At 49.5% G+C, this 18,025-nt stretch carries 14 protein-coding genes; 4 read left to right on the top strand and 10 right to left on the bottom strand.

From position 1 onward, the window contains the following. Positions 1-36 precede the first annotated feature (36 nt). The 7 genes from LQ777_RS03390 to LQ777_RS03360 form a co-directional block, all read right to left on the bottom strand. Positions 37-1,317: a citrate synthase gene (locus LQ777_RS03390; protein WP_232561116.1), complete on the bottom strand. Its 1,281-nt coding sequence runs from the start codon at positions 1,315-1,317 to the stop codon at positions 37-39. Between the two features lie 178 nt (positions 1,318-1,495). Then, complete coding sequence (locus LQ777_RS03385; protein WP_232561115.1) at positions 1,496-2,743, bottom strand: metal-dependent hydrolase family protein; 1,248 nt, start codon at positions 2,741-2,743, stop codon at positions 1,496-1,498. A gap of 72 nt (positions 2,744-2,815) precedes the next feature. Beyond that, positions 2,816-3,226, bottom strand: a complete 411-nt coding sequence (locus LQ777_RS03380; RefSeq protein ID WP_232561114.1) for a hypothetical protein — start codon at positions 3,224-3,226, stop codon at positions 2,816-2,818. A gap of 56 nt (positions 3,227-3,282) precedes the next feature. Then, positions 3,283-6,153 carry an excinuclease ABC subunit UvrA gene (gene uvrA / locus LQ777_RS03375; RefSeq protein WP_232561113.1) on the bottom strand — a complete coding sequence of 957 codons (2,871 nt, stop codon included), beginning with the start codon at positions 6,151-6,153 and terminating at the stop codon, positions 3,283-3,285. Between the two features lie 205 nt (positions 6,154-6,358). Then, positions 6,359-7,963: a S8 family peptidase gene (locus LQ777_RS03370; RefSeq protein WP_232561112.1), complete on the bottom strand. Its 1,605-nt coding sequence runs from the start codon at positions 7,961-7,963 to the stop codon at positions 6,359-6,361. A gap of 132 nt (positions 7,964-8,095) precedes the next feature. Further along, positions 8,096-9,037, bottom strand: a complete 942-nt coding sequence (locus LQ777_RS03365) for a sugar phosphate isomerase/epimerase family protein (protein WP_232561111.1) — start codon at positions 9,035-9,037, stop codon at positions 8,096-8,098. A gap of 42 nt (positions 9,038-9,079) precedes the next feature. Next, positions 9,080-10,201, bottom strand: coding sequence for a DUF3500 domain-containing protein (locus LQ777_RS03360; RefSeq protein WP_232561110.1), 1,122 nt, complete (start codon positions 10,199-10,201; stop codon positions 9,080-9,082). 203 nt (positions 10,202-10,404) lie between these two features. Between LQ777_RS03360 and LQ777_RS03355 the strand changes: the two genes are divergently transcribed. Next, a complete protein-coding gene (locus tag LQ777_RS03355) occupies positions 10,405-11,514 on the top strand; it encodes an LBF_2804 family protein (RefSeq protein WP_232561109.1) in 1,110 nt (369 codons plus the stop codon). Between the two features lie 23 nt (positions 11,515-11,537). On the opposite strand, the gene gldE is transcribed toward LQ777_RS03355, so the two are convergent. The 3 genes from gldE to mutY form a co-directional block, all read right to left on the bottom strand. Further along, a complete protein-coding gene (gldE, locus tag LQ777_RS03350) occupies positions 11,538-12,881 on the bottom strand; it encodes a gliding motility-associated protein GldE (protein ID WP_232561108.1) in 1,344 nt (447 codons plus the stop codon). 39 nt (positions 12,882-12,920) lie between these two features. Further along, positions 12,921-13,457 carry a single-stranded DNA-binding protein gene (locus tag LQ777_RS03345; RefSeq protein ID WP_232561107.1) on the bottom strand — a complete coding sequence of 179 codons (537 nt, stop codon included), beginning with the start codon at positions 13,455-13,457 and terminating at the stop codon, positions 12,921-12,923. A gap of 74 nt (positions 13,458-13,531) precedes the next feature. Beyond that, positions 13,532-14,620: an A/G-specific adenine glycosylase gene (gene mutY, locus LQ777_RS03340; RefSeq protein WP_232561106.1), complete on the bottom strand. Its 1,089-nt coding sequence runs from the start codon at positions 14,618-14,620 to the stop codon at positions 13,532-13,534. Positions 14,621-14,761: 141 nt separating this feature from the next. Between mutY and LQ777_RS03335 the strand changes: the two genes are divergently transcribed. The 3 genes from LQ777_RS03335 (at position 14,762) to LQ777_RS03325 (ending at position 17,941) form a co-directional block, all read left to right on the top strand. Further along, positions 14,762-15,064 (top strand): HU family DNA-binding protein, encoded by a 303-nt coding sequence (locus LQ777_RS03335; protein WP_171741255.1) that lies wholly within the window; start codon positions 14,762-14,764, stop codon positions 15,062-15,064. Between the two features lie 65 nt (positions 15,065-15,129). Next, positions 15,130-15,996 (top strand): tetratricopeptide repeat protein, encoded by an 867-nt coding sequence (locus tag LQ777_RS03330; protein WP_232561105.1) that lies wholly within the window; start codon positions 15,130-15,132, stop codon positions 15,994-15,996. A gap of 382 nt (positions 15,997-16,378) precedes the next feature. Beyond that, entirely contained in the window at positions 16,379-17,941 is a 1,563-nt protein-coding gene (locus LQ777_RS03325) for an Rne/Rng family ribonuclease (protein ID WP_232561104.1), read from the top strand. Positions 17,942-18,025: the final 84 nt, after the last annotated feature.

Raw genomic sequence — 18,025 nt, 5'->3', positions numbered from 1 at the left:
GACTGGGGTTTTTTAGTATTACAGTATAGTAACTGCTTACCGATTTTCGAGGGGAACAAACTCACGTAGCGTTGCTCCTGTATAAATCTGCCGTGGCCGACCGATTGGCTCTTTCTGCTCACGCATTTCTTTCCACTGCGCAATCCAGCCCGGCAACCGACCGATGGCAAACATAACCGTAAACATGTTGGTCGGAATGCCCAACGCCCGGTAGATGATCCCTGAATAGAAATCAACGTTCGGGTAAAGTTTCCGCTGGATGAAGTACTCGTCATTCAGCGCGGCTTCTTCCAGACCTTTGGCGATCTCCAGAACAGGATCGTTTACGCCAAGCTTACCTAGTACATCGTCAGCCGCTTTCTTAATGATCTTAGCGCGTGGGTCAAAGTTTTTGTAGACGCGGTGACCAAAACCAAAGAGACGGAAGCCCGTTGTTTTGGCGTTCTTCGCCATATCTACATACTTGCTTACATCACCGCCATCTGCTTTAATCGCTTCGAGCATTTCGATTACCTCCTGATTAGCACCACCGTGCAGAGGTCCCCACAAGGCACTTACACCCGCCGAAATCGACGAATAGATGTTGGCCTGCGACGAACCGACCAGCCGAACCGTTGATGTTGAGCAGTTCTGTTCGTGATCAGCGTGCAGGATCAGCAGAATGTTCAGTGCTTCGGCTACAACCGGATCAACTTTATACTCCTCTACCGGCAGCGCAAACATCATGTGCAGGAAGTTGGGAATATAATCGAGTTCGTTTTTCGGGTAGTTGGTTGGATGGCCCATTCCCCGCTTGTACGACCAGGTCGCAATCGTTGGCAATTTCGCCAGCAACCGAACGATATGCTTGTCAACGTCGCCTTTCTCGTCCTGCGAATCAGGATAAAAAGCGCTCATCGCACTCACGAGCGAAGACAGAACGGCCATCGGGTGAGCGCTAACGGGAAAACCGTTGAAGATATTCCGCATGTCTTCGTTCACCAGGGTATGACGCCGAATAGCGTTCTCAAATTTGGAATACTCCTCTTTCGTTGGCAGCTCACCGTAGATAAGCAGATAAGCCACTTCAAGGAATGACGCTTTGGCGGCCAAATCTTCAATCGAGTACCCCCGATATTGCAAGATACCCTGCTCACCGTCTAGGAATGTAATGGCGCTTTTGGTGGCACCAGTGTTTTTGTAGCCCCGGTCTAGGGTGACGTAGCCGGTTTGGTCACGGAGGTTAGAGATGTCGAAGGCTTTTTCGTGTTCCGTTCCTTCAAAGGTTGGAAATTGGTACGATTTACCATCGACAGTAAGTTCAGCAGTGTTGGCCATACAAAAAATCAGGGTAGAGTATTCAGATATAATGGATTAGCAGCTCGTTGAGTGTCGGGTCACGTCCATGCCGGGCGAAATTAACCCAAAAACCCTAACGGCGAATGAAATTATGTGAAAAAAGCAGCAATACATTTGCATTAAAATGTAACAGAGAGAAATTACAATAAGTTTATACTCATCGTTTGTAGAAAATTCCGCCTTTTATAACTACCTTAACCTGACGCAGATTAGCAATTGTTTTTATTGGATCGCCGTCTACCGCTACCAGATCAGCCAGTAACCCTGCTTTGATCCGCCCGCGATTGGTCAGGTGAAACACATCAGCATTGACAGACGTAGCTGACCGGAGCACATCGAGTGGCTTCATGCCGTAATCGACCATCATCAGGAGTTCACGGGCGTTATCACCGTGACTGAACACGCCGACGTCGCCACCGGCACAGATGGTCACGCCCGCGTCGAGCGCCTGTTTGAACGTCACCCGCTTCTCGCGAATACGAGCGGGCTCTGGCTCCTGTCCTTTTTTCCAGCCCCGATACTGACTAACCGCATCGCCAGCCGCCAATGTTGGACAAAGCGCCGTACCGTGCTGTTTCATCAACGCAAAGATTTCGGGGGTTCCGGCATCACCATGTTCTACCGTTTCGCAGCCACCTATAATCGCCCGACGCATTCCTTCGGCAGTGCTGGCGTGCGCAACGACACCACGACCGCTGCTCTTTGCCACTTCGACAATAAGCTTGATTTCGTCAACCGTGTAGGTCGGACGGGCTTCGGCCATAAGCCCCCAGCGGTAATCAGCGTAAATTTTTATGGCGTCGGCTCCTTTACCGATCTGCCGCCGAACGGCCTGAATCAAGGCATCGTGCCCGTCTGCTTCCTCCGCGCCCTGCGGCACCTCAATATCAGCGCTAAAGCCTTTCGGACCGTAGCTACCCGATGCGATAAGCGCCCGCGTCACGACAACCATACGCGGACCGGGGATGATTCCTTTGATGATAGCCTGTTTGATGCCTACGTCGTCGTAATCAGCACCTTCGGTTCCCAGATCGCGTACGGTTGTAAAACCAGCCAGCAGCGTTTTTTCGGCGTGAACCGTCGCACGCGCCACCCGCAATGACCGGGCTTCTTTCAAAACCTGATCATCCCAGGGTGTTTCGTTGTAGGGATGCAGCAGTAGATGCGAGTGTCCTTCGATCAGTCCCGGCATTAACGTCGTTCCTTTCAGATCAATCACTTCGGCTCCGCTGGCCGAAACCGAAGCAGCGGTACCTACGGCTTCGATTTTCTCTCCGGTAACCCTAACCACCCACCCCTCGTGGCTAGTTTCGCCGTCGAAGACACGATCAGGTTTAAGCAGATAGGTTGTTTGGGCAAAAAGCGTCGTGGGTAGCCAGCATAAGAGGATGTAAAGCTTATTCATAGAAAAGTCGGTTGATTCAGGAGAAGCATAAGAAAGGGAACGGTTTAAACCATTCCCTTTCTCGTTTGGTATTTATACTTGAGATCGCTTGTTCGTCACGGCATCCCATACGCCCTTACCAAAAACCAGCACAAGAAGCCCTGGCAACAGGATAGCGCCTGCCCGAAAACCAGCTCCGGTAAGTTTGTAAACACCCGTATTGTACTGGGTAAAACTTTGAAACAAATAATAAGCTGATGCGGCTAAGAGCGCGACCAGAATACCCAAAGCGACGGCCTGACTCAATCGTCTGACGCCCCAGGACACCAGCAGGGTCACGCCAACGACAATCGCTACCGTTCCGAGGGCTTTGGGAAACGTTGCGATGTAGTCATACTCGAAAAAGAACACCCCAGCCTGACCGATCAGATTGGGGTGCGACAACAGCCAGCCGTCTACAACGACCAGCACAAGCAATAAAATGTAAAAAAAGGGATTACGCATTTTCTATTTTCTCAGGCTGTTTTTACAATCAGCGAAGATACTAGCTTTTGCGTCTTTTATCCCGCCAATTCCAGCTTCAAAAACTTACCAGTATAGCTTCCCTGCACATCAGCGACCTTTTCCGGCGTACCTTCGGCGATGATGTTACCGCCTTTGTTACCGCCTTCAGGCCCAAGATCAATCAGGTGGTCCGAGACTTTGATCACGTCCAGATTGTGCTCGATAATCAAGACCGTATTACCCTTGTCGGCCAGTTTGTTTAACACGTCAAGCAGGTGCGCAATGTCCTGAAAATGCAGACCCGTTGTCGGTTCGTCAAGAATGTAAAGCGTCTTGCCGGTATCTTTCTTAGACAGTTCTTCGGCCAGTTTTACGCGTTGCGCTTCGCCACCCGAGAGCGTTGTCGCATGTTGACCGAGCGTAATGTAGCCCAACCCTACATCGTTCAGGGTTTGCACTTTGCGCAGAATTTTCGGCTGACTGGCAAAGAAATCGAGCGCCTGCTCAACAGTCATGTCCAGCACATCGGCAATGGATTTTCCCTTGAAGCGCACTTCCAGCGTCTCGCGGTTAAAGCGTTTGCCTTTGCAGGTTTCGCACATGACGTGTACATCGGGCAGAAACTCCATTTCGATCTTCTTCATGCCCGCGCCTTCGCAGTCTTCACAGCGACCACCCTTGACATTGAACGAGAACCGACCGGGTTTATACCCACGAATCTTGGCTTCAGGTAGTTCAGCGAATAGCGTCCGAATCTCCGAAAACATACCCGTGTACGTGGCCGGATTCGAGCGGGGTGTCCGACCGATTGGCGACTGATCGACTTCGATTACTTTGTCCAGGTGTTCCAGACCGTCAACCGTCTTGAACGGCAGCGGCTCCCGCTTCGACTTGTAAAAATGGCGATTCAACACGGGGAATAGGGTTTCGTGAATCAGCGATGACTTACCGCTGCCCGATACGCCCGTGATCGTAACCATCTTGCCGAGTGGCAATTTCAGCGTTACGTTCTTCAGGTTATGGCCGGTTGCATTCTTGATGATCAAGAACTTACCATTTCCTTTGCGCCGTTCGACAGGAACCTCGATGGCCCGACGACCGCTGAGGTAATCTGCCGTTGTACTACCATTTTTCAAAAACTCTTCGGGGGTTCCGATACCGACCACCTGACCACCATGCCGACCGGCACCAGGGCCGATATCCAAGATAAAATCGGACTCAAGCATCATGTCCTTATCGTGCTCAACTACCAGAACCGTGTTGCCCAGATCGCGCAGGTTCTTGAGCGAATCGATCAGCTTCACGTTATCGCGCTGGTGCAGTCCGATGCTCGGTTCATCCATGATGTACAGGACGCCCACCAGCTGCGTTCCGATTTGTGTAGCCAAGCGAATACGCTGCGCTTCGCCACCCGACAGCGTCCGCAACGCCCGGTCGAGGGTGAGGTAGTCTAGACCGATATCGAGCAGGAAACCAATACGCTTGCGAATTTCTTTGAGGATCTCTTTCGCAATGACATTCTGCCGATCACTCAGGCGGTCTTCTAGCCCATCGAACCAGGTGGTCAGTTCCGAAATGTCCATACGGGCCAGCTCGGAAATGTTTTTCTGGTCGATTTTAAAATTCAGCGATTCTTTTTTCAACCGGGCACCGTGGCATTCAGGGCAGGACTTGACAACCATGAAGTCTTTGAGCCACTCCTGAATCTTATCGGTACTGTTTTCCTGTTGCCGCTTAAGGAAGTTTACAATGCCTTCGAACTTGAAATTATACGCATCTTCACCAGACGGCTTTTTCGACGGAGCAGCCGACTCATCATCGGTGCCATTCATCAGCGCGTGAAGCAACTCCGGTGGGAACTTGGAAACGGGCGTTGTCAGATTGAGTTTGTATTTCTTTAGAATCGCTTCGATTTCCTTGAAAATCCACAACTCCCGATACTCGCCCAACGGCGCAATAGCACCCCGACTGATACTCAATGATTTATCCGGAATAACCGACTCTTCCGTAATTTCTTCGATAACGCCGAGACCATTACAAACGGGACAGGCACCATACGGTGAGTTAAACGAGAACGAGTTCGGTGAAGGCTCGTCGTAGCTGATACCCGATTCGGGGTCCATCAGGTTCTGGGAGAAATAGACCAGCTGTCCTTCTCCGTCGAGCATCTGCATCGCTCCTTTCCCTTGCTTCAAGGCCGTCTGCACGGACTGACTCAGCCGAAACCGATCGTCGGGTTTTGGAATGATGCGGTCAATGACAATTTCGATGTCGTGAATTTTGTAGCGGTCCAGTTGCATCTTCGGAACAATGTCCTGCACGACGCCGTCAACGCGAACTTTGGTGTAGCCCGTCTTGGCGATCTGCACAAACAGTTCGCGGTAGTGTCCTTTCCGGCCTTTGATAACGGGAGCCAGTAAGGTTAATTTCTGACCGGCGTATTGACCTAAAATCGTGTCGATAATCTGGTCCTGCGATTGGCGCTCCATCTTGCGCCCTGTCACGTAGGAGAACGCTTCGCCAGCGCGGGCGTAGAATAGCCGCAGGAAGTCATAAATCTCCGTCGTGGTTCCAACCGTTGAGCGGGGGTTTTTAGACGTGGTCTTTTGCTCGATGGAAATTACCGGACTCAGCCCGTTGATTTTGTCTACGTCGGGTCGCTCCATATCACCGATAAACGAACGGGCGTACGCAGAGAAGCTTTCCATGTAGCGCCGTTGGCCTTCGGCGTAAATGGTATCGAACGCCAGCGACGACTTGCCGCTACCGCTGATTCCGGTTACAACAACCAGCTTGTTGCGGGGAATTGTAACGTCGATATTTTTTAGATTATGTTCGCGGGCGCCCAGCACTTCAATCTGGTCAAAACCCGTCAGATCAATATCGGTAAGTTCAGAACGCCGATTTGTTGTTTTTTCTTCAGTCACGTTGGAATCGGGCCGCGTTGCGGTTGGCTTATTCTAAGGAACAACGTAAAACAGCCAAGGGGAGTTTCCATAAGACCAATAGGTTTTATCGAATCAGCCCGTTACGTTCTACTCATTTTTCGGGCCTTGTTCAAACGTCAAAACAAAAAGACCAGCCACCGCCCTTTAGCGATAGCTGGCCTCATCAATAAATCCGTTCGTTCGCTTATTTTCCTTTGCTCGCGCTCCCTTCCTGAGCAAGCGCCAGTTTAACCGCATCGTACAGATTTACGACACCACCCGTTTTCGACAAGCTCGAAAATTCGACCGTGTCGGTTGATTCGGGCCGACGCACTTTAGTCTTGTAAGGTGTCGCCGATTGCATGATAATTCGCTTGATGTCGGCATAGGTAAGCTTGGGGAAGTACGACTTAAGAACAGCCGCAACGCCTGCTACCACTGGAGACGCCATGCTGGTGCCACTGTTATTTTCGTATTTGCTGCCCGGTACGGTCGAGTAAATATCTTTACCCGGCGCGAAAACGTCTACCGTTTGCTTCCCGTAGTTCGAAAAGCTGGCAACCAGCTCGCTGTTATTCGTTTCGGCACTAGCGCCAACCGTAATCACGTTCGGAATTTCTTTGCCATCCATAAAGCGAGGAGCCGGATAGTTGGCCGCCGTGTCGATGTCCTTTCCGTCGTTGCCAGCCGCATGAACCATCAGAACCCCTTTCGATAGTGCGTAACGCTCGGCATCTTCAACTGTTTTACGCTGGGGCGAGTAGTCTTTGCCAAAGCTCATATTGATGATTTGCGCGCCGTTATCGACGGCATAGCGGATTGCATTGGCAATGTCTTTGTCGCGCTCATCGCCATCGGGAACGGCCCGAACACCCATGATCTGAACCGCATCAGAAATGCCCATAATACCCAGATTGTTAGTCCGGTCAGCGCCGATGATTCCGGCAACGTGCGTGCCATGATCGGCCCGGGGTCCAGCGATGTCGGCATTGCCGTAATCACGCTGGTTCATATCGTTTGGATTATCACCTACGATAGCCCGGCTGTCGAAATCTGGGTTGTAGTTATACTCCGCCCGCGACTTTAGTTGCTCGTTGGCCTTTTCCAGTTCGCTGGTGACGGCGTCAGCGTCGGAGGCTCCCTGCTGCTTCAACAGACGCAGGATACCCGCCACAGGCCGTTTAAGGTTAGCGTCCGTCAGTGTATCAGCGGCTTTTTGCAACGTAGTCGTGTCAAGCTTTGTAACATTCAGCGCTTTTTTCAACACGTCAACGGCGGTGGTGTACTGCTCGTAAAACTGGCTGATACCCTGGTATTGCGCTTTGTACTGCGCCTGATTTTTCTCGACTTCCGCTTTTGTTTTTACGTACAGATCGTACTCTTTCTGCTGATCGGGTTTCAGCGAAGAGCGGGTTTTTCCTTCGTACTTTGGCTTGAGCTGCGCGTAAAGCCGGGTTACTTCCGCCGTTTCATAACTAACGTTACGCCCATCTTTACCACCGATGAAGTTCCAGCCATGCACATCGTCTACGTAGCCATTATTATCATCATCCTTGCCGTTACCTGCAACCTCTTTTGGATTGATCCACAATACTCGCTTCAGATCTTCATGCGTTGTGTCGATACCACCGTCGATCACTGCGACAATTACAGGCGTGGGTTTCCGGTCTTTGAGCAACTCGCGGTAGGTACGTTCAACGCTGATGCCAGCTGTGTTATCGGTTTTATCCCGCAGATACCACTGCGTTTCCTGCGCCGTTGCTGCTATGGAAAACAGACAGACAGACGCGCTGATAAGGAGTTTCTTCATGAATTGGTAACAAAAAAATATTCACAAATTACGAAGAAACAAGCAGCAGTAGGACTTAAAAGTTGTTAAATGGCACACTTATTTCTCAGAATAGTCAAAAAGGCCAACGTTTGAAAAGGATTATCAACGGCCCTATTTGCTTTGTCCAGGCTTGTTACCCGAAGCATAAAACTGATTAAAAATTTTGGGGTACTGCGGAAAAACAACTTCGGGCTCTTCCAGATCAGGATGCCACATTTTTTCCCATTCCAGGCTGTAATACCCTTTGTAGCCTCCATCTGCCAAGGCCGTGATAGCGTCAAAAATTGGGGACTCTCCCTGACCTAACGGTACATAATGGTACGCCCCATTCACCAGTTTTGCGTCTTTGATGTGGACGTGCCGGATATAAGGCTTTAAGGTTGCGTACGCCTGGGCAGGCGGCTCTTTAGTGACGGACCACATGTTGAAAACATCCCAGATCAGGCCCACTTTGGGTGATTTGACCGCTTGCATCATGCCCACTAATTCGTTGGGCTGAACGCCGTCACCATGGGTTTCGAGCAGTATACTTACCTGACTACCTTTTGCATAATCAGCCAGTTCGGTCAGCCCTTGCGTAATTCGATCAATGGTGGGTCGGCGCTCTTCGTTCTTGGGTATATCGTTGGGAAACACCCGGACGTAGGGACAGGCCAACTGATCGGCCAGCGTGATAAATCGTTTTGCTTCATCCAGATGGCGTTGGCGGGTTGCCGCGTCAGCATGATGCAGTTGCGTTGACGCACCCAGATTGATGATTTTCACGCCTTTGTCGGCGGCAAGTCGGCGGCTACTGGCAACATGCTCCGCACTGTCAAAAGCAGGGCTTTTGGTTAAGTCCAGCACGCCCGCGATACCCCGAATTTCGATACCGTCGTAGCCATTTTTTGCGGCTGCATCCAAACTCGTTTCCAGCGACCACTTCGGGCAACCCAGTGTTGAAAAAGCTAATAACGGCTTGGGTCTGTACGAACGTGAGGCTGTTGCTGTACCCATAGCGGCAAACATCCCTAAGGTTGTCTGCAAAAAGTGTCGGCGCGTTAACTCATTCATATAGGTAGATACAATCGGTGCGATTTATTAACTTTCTAACGTTCAGGGCTTGCCGTGCGTGCTGTTCTGATAATGCTCTTTCAGCAGATCTTCACCAAAATCGTTGGTTAAGTCACGCACAACCGTGTGAATATGATTGGCGTTGGTCTGCGTATTGTCATACTCAATCAAGATCGTCGGGCCATGAATGCGGTAATACCAGCCCTTACCCTCCCCTAATTCGGGCGTCAAATCGCCAGCCCAGGCAAAGCGTAAACTGTCCAGACCTGATTTCTGTAGCTTGGCCATCTGCTGGTTGGCCAGCGTGATTCGGTAGTTGTTTAAGTAGATCTGTAGCAGTTCCAGAAATAACTTACGCTGGTCGGCGTTCATGTCTGACAATGTCAGACCATCCATCTTTTCTATCGATGCCTTCCGCCGATTGCTCGTAATAATGTCGGGGTAAGCGACAGTAGCCAGTACTGCTTTCTTACGCTGTTCAGAATCAAGCGTTTTTAGCAGTGAAAACGCTCGTTCGGTTTCCTGTTTCAAAATTTGCCGCCCTTTCTGGGGGAGATTCTGAACGCGCGGGTCAGACATCCGCTTATCGGCCATGTGGGTGTCGTATTCCAGAACGCCCGGATTACTACCAAAGAACGTAGGTGTCTGGGCAAGTACGCGTCCTGTCAGAGACAAAAACTGAAGCGATAGGTGATGCCCTTCGACCCGCCAGCTCCACGGATTTTTGGTCGTCGGATCGCCGAACACGGTAAACGCGTAATTTTCTGGATCACGGTACGTATCGTTGGGCGGACGGTTATCGATGACTCGTAACACGTTTTCCGTATCCATTATAGACGATGCTTTATCGTATCCCTGCTGGCTAAGCCCCGTCTTGAGCATCGCCATAGCAGCCCGACGCTGCTCAGGAGTCATTTGCTTTAGGGGTAATCCTTTGCGTTCTCTCGGAACAAAGTGCCAGTTGAACCGCTCGGGATCATCGAAGGCGAAGATTGCTTGCTGCCGTTGGGCTGGGGACAACGTTTGTAGGAAAGCCTGAACCGCTTCCTGCATTTCGTCACGTACCTGCTGAGTTGACGGCTTGCTTTTTGGTGGAGCTACGCTTTGTGCGCGTATTTGTCCGACGATCAGACAGCAAAAGAGAATGCGTACTAACCTCAACATAAGGAGTGCTTTTTTTGTAAAGCACTCCCCGCTTAAATTTTACTGAGTAGTAAGTAGCGCTCTATCGCCGAAAGTTGCCAAGTATTTCGTCCTAATCCCTCTCGATTGAAATCAGTCAAAAGCTTTGATGATTTGTACACTTTTTGCTAACAACCCGGCCCTTTCACTAGTTGTAGAAATAAATCCACTGTCACTCTACGATCATGTCAACCCGGCCACCGAATAACAGTTTTGGTCCCCTCGACCATCTGGCCATGCGCTATCTGCGGCAGGCACTCGACACATCGCATCCGACTGATGAGCCGTACGTACTTAATCCCGTTGAAAGCCGCATAATTCGGCGCACAAAAATTTTGACGCTCACCCTGGCGGCTCTATTGGGTATTATGGGCGTTTTACTGTTGTATATTCCGCAGTATACGTGGCCGGATTTTTTTCAGAACACCCCGATTCCCATTTTTGGAACGACTTATTACGTACCTATCATCACAGCCTTGTATGGCCTGTTGCTGGTCTACATCGAGATCAATTTGTTGGTCGGATTGAATCTGCTGGGCGTTAAGACAATCATGCAGGTATGCCAGTTTCCTCGTGCTCACGATGCGCAATATGATCGCCATCTGCAAGCGCTTGCTAGTGCCGCACTGGAAAAAACGAACCGGGGCATTTTGCGCTTTGGCATCGATCCTTACCTGAACATGCCGCGTTGGGGACTCACTATCTTTTTTGTACTGAATGTTGTTAAAGCGGCTCTAACCAATCTGGTTCTGAAGTTTTTGTTAAAGCGCTTCTTAGGCCGTTTTGCGTTACGGCAGGTTACCGATCTGGCAGGTATGCCAATCTACGCGGCCTGGAATGCTTATGCATCCTGGCAGGTCCTTCACGAAGCGCAAGTGCGGGTTATGGCTCCACTCACAATCCGCGAATTTGTAAACGAACTTTACGACGAGTGGGGCAACAACGAGCAGTTCCGTCCCCTCATACTAGAAGCGTTGCAATACGTGGCTATTCTGAAACGTCAGTACAACTACGCCCACTTTCTACTCACAGAGACGCTGGTTGATCGGTTCAACTTACGGACAAACGTTACATTGACAGGGCATTTTGTTGAGCAGGCAGCCAACGCTCCCGACGAAGTACGCAGAAGTCTTGAGCGACTAATTGTTTTTGGTGTGCTGGTGGACGGTAAATTGTCTTGGGTTGAAAAACAGCGGCTCCGCCAGTTACGTGCCAAGAACTTTCTTACCTATTCAGCCAGCGACATCCAACGCATCGGCGAAGACTATAATCGCGGCAAAGGTCTTTGGGTTTAACAAGATTGTAGCGTGTTGATCTTTCAGCTAACTTCAACGGCGTCATCTTTCGTAACCCGGACTTCATTGATCCGCTTGTCGTCTGCCGATAACACGTGGAAAGTAAAGCCAGCGTAAGTTGTTTCGTCGCCGGACTTGGGCAACCGACTAAACAGTTCGAGTAACAACCCGCCCAACGATTCACTATCTCCCTGCACAGACTCAAAAGTGGTAGCGTCTACGTTTAGCACACGGCACACGTCAGTGATAGGAACCTTACCTTCGAATACCACTGTCCGCTCGTCTTCACGCCGATAACCAAGGGGGGTTTCATCATCGAACTCATCGTTGATATCGCCAAAAATTTCTTCGATGATGTCTTCCAATGTTACCAGACCACGCGTTCCACCGTATTCGTCCACCACAACGGCCATGTGAACGCGACGTTTCTGAAAGTCCTGTAGCAGATCGTCCACTTTCTTGTTCTCAGGGATAAAGAACGCGGGTCGCACCAGCGTCTGCCATTGAAAGGAATCATCTTCGTGAAGATGTGGAAGCAAGTCTTTTATGTAAAGGATACCTTCAATCTGGTCCAATGACTCTTTGTAAACAGGTACTCGCGAATAGCCCGAGGCATTGATCTGCGTCATCAGCTCAGAGAAAGTAAGGTCATCTTCTATGGCTGAGATATCAAGTCGGGCCCGCATCACCTGCCGAGCCGTCAGATTACTGAAATTGACAATACCTTTAAGTATTTCCTTCTCTTCGGTTGTAGCATTCGTGCCCGTTAATTCGACAGCCTGGCTAAGCTCTTCGACGGACAATTTGTACCCCCGGCGTTCAACTCGTCGGTCAATCTGGTTGCTGAAGTTGACAAGTAGCATCGCTAGGGGCCGAAAGACAGCTAGCCCGATTTGTGCCAGCGGGGCTGTTCGTCGGGCAACGGTTATGTTGTTCTGGCTAGCATATACTTTAGGTACAATCTCGCCAAACAAAACAATTGCCAATGTAACCACCAGAGTTACACCGGAAAGTATCCAGCCCGAGGCATGGTATGCTTCCAGAAACTCCCACGTCAAATACGTGACGATAACAACAATGGCGATATTTAATAGATTATTGAAAATAACCAGCGATGCCAACAGCCGTTTGGGACGGTCAAGTAGATTGGCAATTCGTTGATCACTGGGCTGAACGCTGCTCCGGCATTGAGCACGATCGTCCGGGGAAAGAGAGAAAAAAGCAGCTTCGGAAGCGGATACTAGACCAGCCAGAACCAGAAGCAGCAAAATTAGGGCCGCGTAAGGTGCGTATAAATCAAAATAGGTGCTCCAGCCATCAGCGGCTGAAAGCACCTGTCGAGGAAGAGGATCACTACTGGGGTCCATGTATATCAGATCTCGTTCAACAATAGAGCGTTGAGCAGTTTAGAACGGCAAATCGTCGTCGCCACTGTTGCTCTCAAAAGGCACCGGATCGGGTTGCCTACGACGTTCGGGCGCTGCGGCTGGCTGCGGTGCCGGAGCGGCCTGCGGACGAGGTGCTGGTGCGGCTTGAGCAACAGGCTGCTGACGGGGAGCCGGAGCCGACTGCTGAGCGGGCGCTTCATACGAAGCACCGTCCTGACGATCATTCGGGCCACTTAAAAATTGAAATGTAGTAGCACGAACGCCGAGCGAGAACCGCTCTTTACCTTCCCGATCTGTATAGGTTTCTGTCCGCAGGCGGCCTTCGACATAAATCTGCTGCCCCTTGCGCACGTATTTTTCAATTGTTTTTGCCTGATCATTCCAGACCTCAACCCGGAACCACTCCGTTGACTCAACCTGTTCACCGGTACGAGTGGTATATCGCTCATTAGTGGCAACGCTGAATTTGGCAACAACGGAACCGCCATCCAGGTAGCGTACTTCCGGATCATTGCCCACATTACCAATAATAATTACTTTGTTAAGGCTTGCCATATGTATCGTTTTATTAGTTACGTGCGAAAATTTCGCTGGGTTTAATGAGATTAAAGATACTGAAATCAACGCACTTATCCAAGGGATTTCTCCAAATAGTTCGTTATTAATACGGGCTTGGGCAACTGCCCCGCTTCACTTGTTGAGTACCATTGTAAGCCCATAGGCAACTGGTCTGCAAGCTTGTCGGGTAAGTCGATTTCATAGAATGTTGCCTTGATCCGCTGGTGCGACAGCAGTTGCGTTGCTTCGGTCGGCATAGTGGCAAAAACGCCTTGCATTACCAATTCGTTCACTAAGTTAGGCAGCGGCAGATCGCGTAACATCGCTTTAGGTTCATCCGTCTCAATCAAACAAAAATCGTACAGATTTTGCCAGATATCCCGGTCAGTACGTTCACGCATGGCTACCTTATCGCCATTTCTAAAAATCAGATACTGAAAATAGCGCTCGCGAACGGGAGCCTTTTTTGCCTTGACGGGTAAGCGATGTTGCTGACCGGTCAGATACGCTACACACTGCTGCTGAACCGGACATAGCAGGCAGTCGGGCGCTACGGGCGTGCACTGAATGGCACCAAACTCCATAATAGCCTGATTGTACGTTGCCGGATCGTTAGCCTGTTGAATCAGACGAGTCGCCAGTGCCGCAAATGTCTTCTTAGCTCCCGTTGTCGTGATGTCCTCGTTGATACCAAACACGCGGGCGAGCACCCGATACACATTGCCGTCTACAACGGGTACCCGCTCACCAAAAGCAAACGAAGCAACGGCGGCAGCGGTATACACGCCTATGCCCTTCATTTTCAACAGATCATGATAGGTGTCCGGAAACTTTCCATTAAGTTCGTCCGTTACGTAACGGGCTGTCTGGTGCAGATTTCGAGCACGGGAGTAATACCCAAGCCCTTGCCAGAGTCGAAGCAATTCGCGCTCATCAGCACGGGCCATGTCCTGTACTGTTGGATAGGTCTTCAGGAACCGTTCATAGTAAGGTTTTCCCTGCGCTACACGGGTTTGCTGGAGAATTACTTCCGACAGCCAGATGGAATATGGATCGCGCGTGTGACGCCAGGGCAAGTCGCGTTTGTGGTACTCATACCAGTGTTCAAGACTAGGTACAAATACCGTTTCATTGACGTTAAGGTCTGATTGCCAATTCAAAATAAAAAAGGAAAAAGCGTCGTTAACGATGAAAAACTGGAACACAGGGTTTTATAATTTCTTAGAAACCCCTACCTTTGTGCTCCCATTTTTGACACCCGAATTTTCAACAACACAGTAAACGTTAAAGTTTAAGAAGTCGTGACGAAAGCAGACGTAATTGCAGAGATCGCCGATAAGACCGGAATTGATAAGGCTGAGGTAACGAACACCCTTGAGACCTTCTTTTCGGTAGTTAAGGACTCGTTGGCCGAGGGAGAGAATATTTATGTGAGAGGGTTCGGCAGTTTCATCAACAAGAAAAGAGCCAAGAAAGTAGCCCGGAACATCTCGAAGAACACCGCTATGGTAATCGATGAGCATTATATTCCGAGCTTTAAGCCCGCCAAGGTTTTTGTTGAACAAGTAAAAACCAGCGACAAAGCCAAAGTTGCGGCTGAGTAAGCACTAAAAGCGGTCCTCAGTGTCTGAGTCCAGTCTAGGCATTTGCTCCGTGATTCGTTTCTATCATGAATAAGTCAGTACTGTTTGTTGTCGTGTTAGCTACCGCTTTAACCGCAGGGTTGTATACCTTGCCTAAGGTTGTCGTGCGCAATGAAAGCAAACAATTGGGTGAATCACTACCAGTAAACCGCACGAAGCAAACACCTACCTCGACTCAGCACGGGGCAGCTGCTGGCAACGAAGCCCTTGAGGGCGCAGCGGCTCATGAAAAGCCTCTTTCTCCAGAACAACAAAAGCAACTAACGGCGTTAAGGACTCAGTTTTTAACGGCGAGTTCGGCCCAGAAAGAATCGGCAGCAACAAAGTTAATTGCTCTGTTCCGGGACGTGACCAAGTATGATAGCGCAGCTCACTACGCTGATCTGCTAGCGACTAGTCAACCAACCGAACAGAATATGCTCCAAGCGGGCGATCAGTATTTTGAAGCTTACACGTTCGCTGTTGACGAGAACAAAACAGCAATGTTGGGTCAGAAGACCCGTGATTTTTACCAGAAAGTACTTGCAAAGAATCCGAACTTACTGGCGGCCAAAGCTAATATGGCGATGACCTACGTCAATACGGATACACCGATGCAAGGAATTATGCTTTTGCGCGATGTGCTGAAGCAAGATCCGACCAACGAGCTAGCCTTGTTCAACCTCGGCCTATTATCGATGCGGTCAGGTCAGTACGAGCGGGCTGTTGAACGGTTCCGTCAGATATTAATTACGAATCCGGCGAGTCGTAAAGCGCAGTTTTATCTGGGCGTCAGTCTAGCGGAATCGGGTCAGAAAGCGGAAGCTAAAAAAGTACTGGCTCAGGTAAAAACACAGGAGAAAGATCCACAAATTCTAGCCGCTGTTCAAGAATACGAAGAGCGGTTAAAATAAGTAGGGTATATAGTTGACACGGATAAAGTTCATTGATACTTAGGAACCGTCAACGTTAAAACTTTACAACCATTTGGGCTTTATCGAGTGATAGGCCGACACATATTTTAAACCACTAAACAGCATTCGCACTATGCCTTGCGGTAAAAAACGGAAACGGCACAAGATTGCCACCCACAAGCGGAAGAAACGGCTCAGAAAAAACCGGCACAAGAAAAAGTAGTAAGTAGTCGGCAGTTTACAGTCGGCTTTTCCGCCGATAGCTGCCTACTGTAAACTTGTCTACTGCCTACGCGTTTTGGAAGCCTCGTGCCGGTCTGTAAAAAGCCCGAGCGTGGCTTCTTTTTTTTTATATAGCCATTCTTAACCGTTCATTCATCTTGTGAGTAATGAATTAGTTATCAGTTCGACTCAGAAAGGTGATCGGATTGCACTCTTGCAAAACAAGAGATTGCTGGAATATCACGAAGAAGAGTTAGACAGCAGCTTCACCGTTGGCGATCTTTACTTAGGAACCGTCAAAAAGCTTTCATCAGGGCTCAATGCCGCTTTTGTGGATGTTGGGCACGAGAAAGATGGCTTTTTGCACTACCAGGACTTAGGACCGAATATTAATTCGTTTAATAAGTTTGTCAAAGATGTAATCGCCAAGCGCGTCACTACCGGCAAGCTCAGCAACATGAAGCTGGAGCCTGTTATCGAGAAGATTGGGAAGATCGATAAGGTACTGACAAAGAACGCTCCCATCCTGGTTCAGGTGGTCAAAGAACCCATCTCGACCAAAGGTCCACGCCTTTCCTGCGATATATCGATTGCGGGCCGTTATCTGGTCCTCGTGCCGTTTTCGGACGGAGTAAATTTATCCAAAAAGATTACAGACCGGGCCGAGCGGTCGCGGTTGCTACGACTGATGTCGTCGCTTAAACCGCAAAACTTCGGCGTCATTGTACGTACTGTTGCGCAGGACAAAGATGTTGAAGAGCTTGATCGCGACCTTCAGCATTCGCTCGCTAAATGGGAACAGGCAATTAAGACATTAGCCGACGCCAAACCCCGCGACCGGGTACTGGGTGAAATGAATCGAGCGTCGTCCATCCTGCGCGATATGCTCAATGAGTCGTTCGAAAGCATCACAGTTGATACCCGCGAATCGTTCGACGAGATCAGGGAGTACATTCATACGATTGCTCCCGAAAAAGAGAAAATTGTTAAACTTCATAGCGGCAAGGCAAAGATCTTTGAAGCGTTAGGGCTTGAGAAGCAGTTAAAATCTTTGTTTGGCCGTTCGGTAAGCTTGCCCGGTGGCGGCTATCTGATTATCGAACACACGGAAGCGCTGCACGTCATTGATGTCAACAGCGGTAATAAGTCGAATTCGGAAGAAGATCAGGAAGCAACCGCTATCAGTGTCAATCGTGAGGCAGCCAAAGAAATTGCCCGGCAACTTCGGTTACGGGACATGGGCGGGATTATCGTGATTGACTTTATCGACATGAAAAAAGCAGAAAATAAAAAGCTTCTGCAAGACATCATGCGCGATGAGATGAAGTCAGACCGCTCTAAGTTTACGATACTGCCTTTAACGAAGTTCGGGCTGATGCAGATCACGCGTCAGCGAGTACGGCCCGAAATGAACATTGTTACTCGCGAGGTTTGTCCAACTTGCGGAGGAACCGGCACGATCCAGGCAAGTGTGCTTGTCACCGACGTTATTGAAAATAACCTTGATTACATTTTGACCAAACAGAATGAGCGAGGGATTTCCATTACAATGCACCCATTTCTGTATGCCTACTATACCAAAGGCTTTTATTCCAAGCAAATGCAATGGTATATGAAGTACAAAACGTGGATCAAGATTGTAAAGGACAGCTCACTGGGCATTGTCAACTTCAAATTTTTCAATAAGTCAGGTGAGGAGATCGAAACAGGTAGCGGAGCTTAATAAATAAAGTAATGCTACAAGTAATTTAACGTAACCCGTTAAAAGTAAAGGGGTTTCATTCATCTCGAATGAAACCCCTTTACT

This window comes from Spirosoma oryzicola (assembly GCF_021233055.1).
Lineage (GTDB): Bacteria > Bacteroidota > Bacteroidia > Cytophagales > Spirosomataceae > Spirosoma > Spirosoma oryzicola.
The sequence above is the reverse complement of the archived record's forward strand: the minus strand, read 5'-3'. Positions and strand labels throughout refer to the sequence as shown.

What these genes read in the sequence shown, in the direction of transcription:
- LQ777_RS03390 (WP_232561116.1), bottom strand. Translation starts at nt 1,317, where the DNA reads ATGGCCAACACTGCTGAACTTACTGTCGATGGTAAATCGTACCAATTT.
- LQ777_RS03385 (WP_232561115.1), bottom strand. Translation starts at nt 2,743, where the DNA reads ATGAATAAGCTTTACATCCTCTTATGCTGGCTACCCACGACGCTTTTT.
- LQ777_RS03380 (WP_232561114.1), bottom strand. Translation starts at nt 3,226, where the DNA reads ATGCGTAATCCCTTTTTTTACATTTTATTGCTTGTGCTGGTCGTTGTA.
- LQ777_RS03370 (WP_232561112.1), bottom strand. Translation starts at nt 7,963, where the DNA reads ATGAAGAAACTCCTTATCAGCGCGTCTGTCTGTCTGTTTTCCATAGCA.
- LQ777_RS03365 (WP_232561111.1), bottom strand. Translation starts at nt 9,037, where the DNA reads ATGAATGAGTTAACGCGCCGACACTTTTTGCAGACAACCTTAGGGATG.
- LQ777_RS03360 (WP_232561110.1), bottom strand. Translation starts at nt 10,201, where the DNA reads ATGTTGAGGTTAGTACGCATTCTCTTTTGCTGTCTGATCGTCGGACAA.
- LQ777_RS03355 (WP_232561109.1), top strand. Translation starts at nt 10,405, where the DNA reads ATGTCAACCCGGCCACCGAATAACAGTTTTGGTCCCCTCGACCATCTG.
- gldE (WP_232561108.1), bottom strand. Translation starts at nt 12,881, where the DNA reads ATGGACCCCAGTAGTGATCCTCTTCCTCGACAGGTGCTTTCAGCCGCT.
- LQ777_RS03345 (WP_232561107.1), bottom strand. Translation starts at nt 13,457, where the DNA reads ATGGCAAGCCTTAACAAAGTAATTATTATTGGTAATGTGGGCAATGAT.
- LQ777_RS03330 (WP_232561105.1), top strand. Translation starts at nt 15,130, where the DNA reads ATGAATAAGTCAGTACTGTTTGTTGTCGTGTTAGCTACCGCTTTAACC.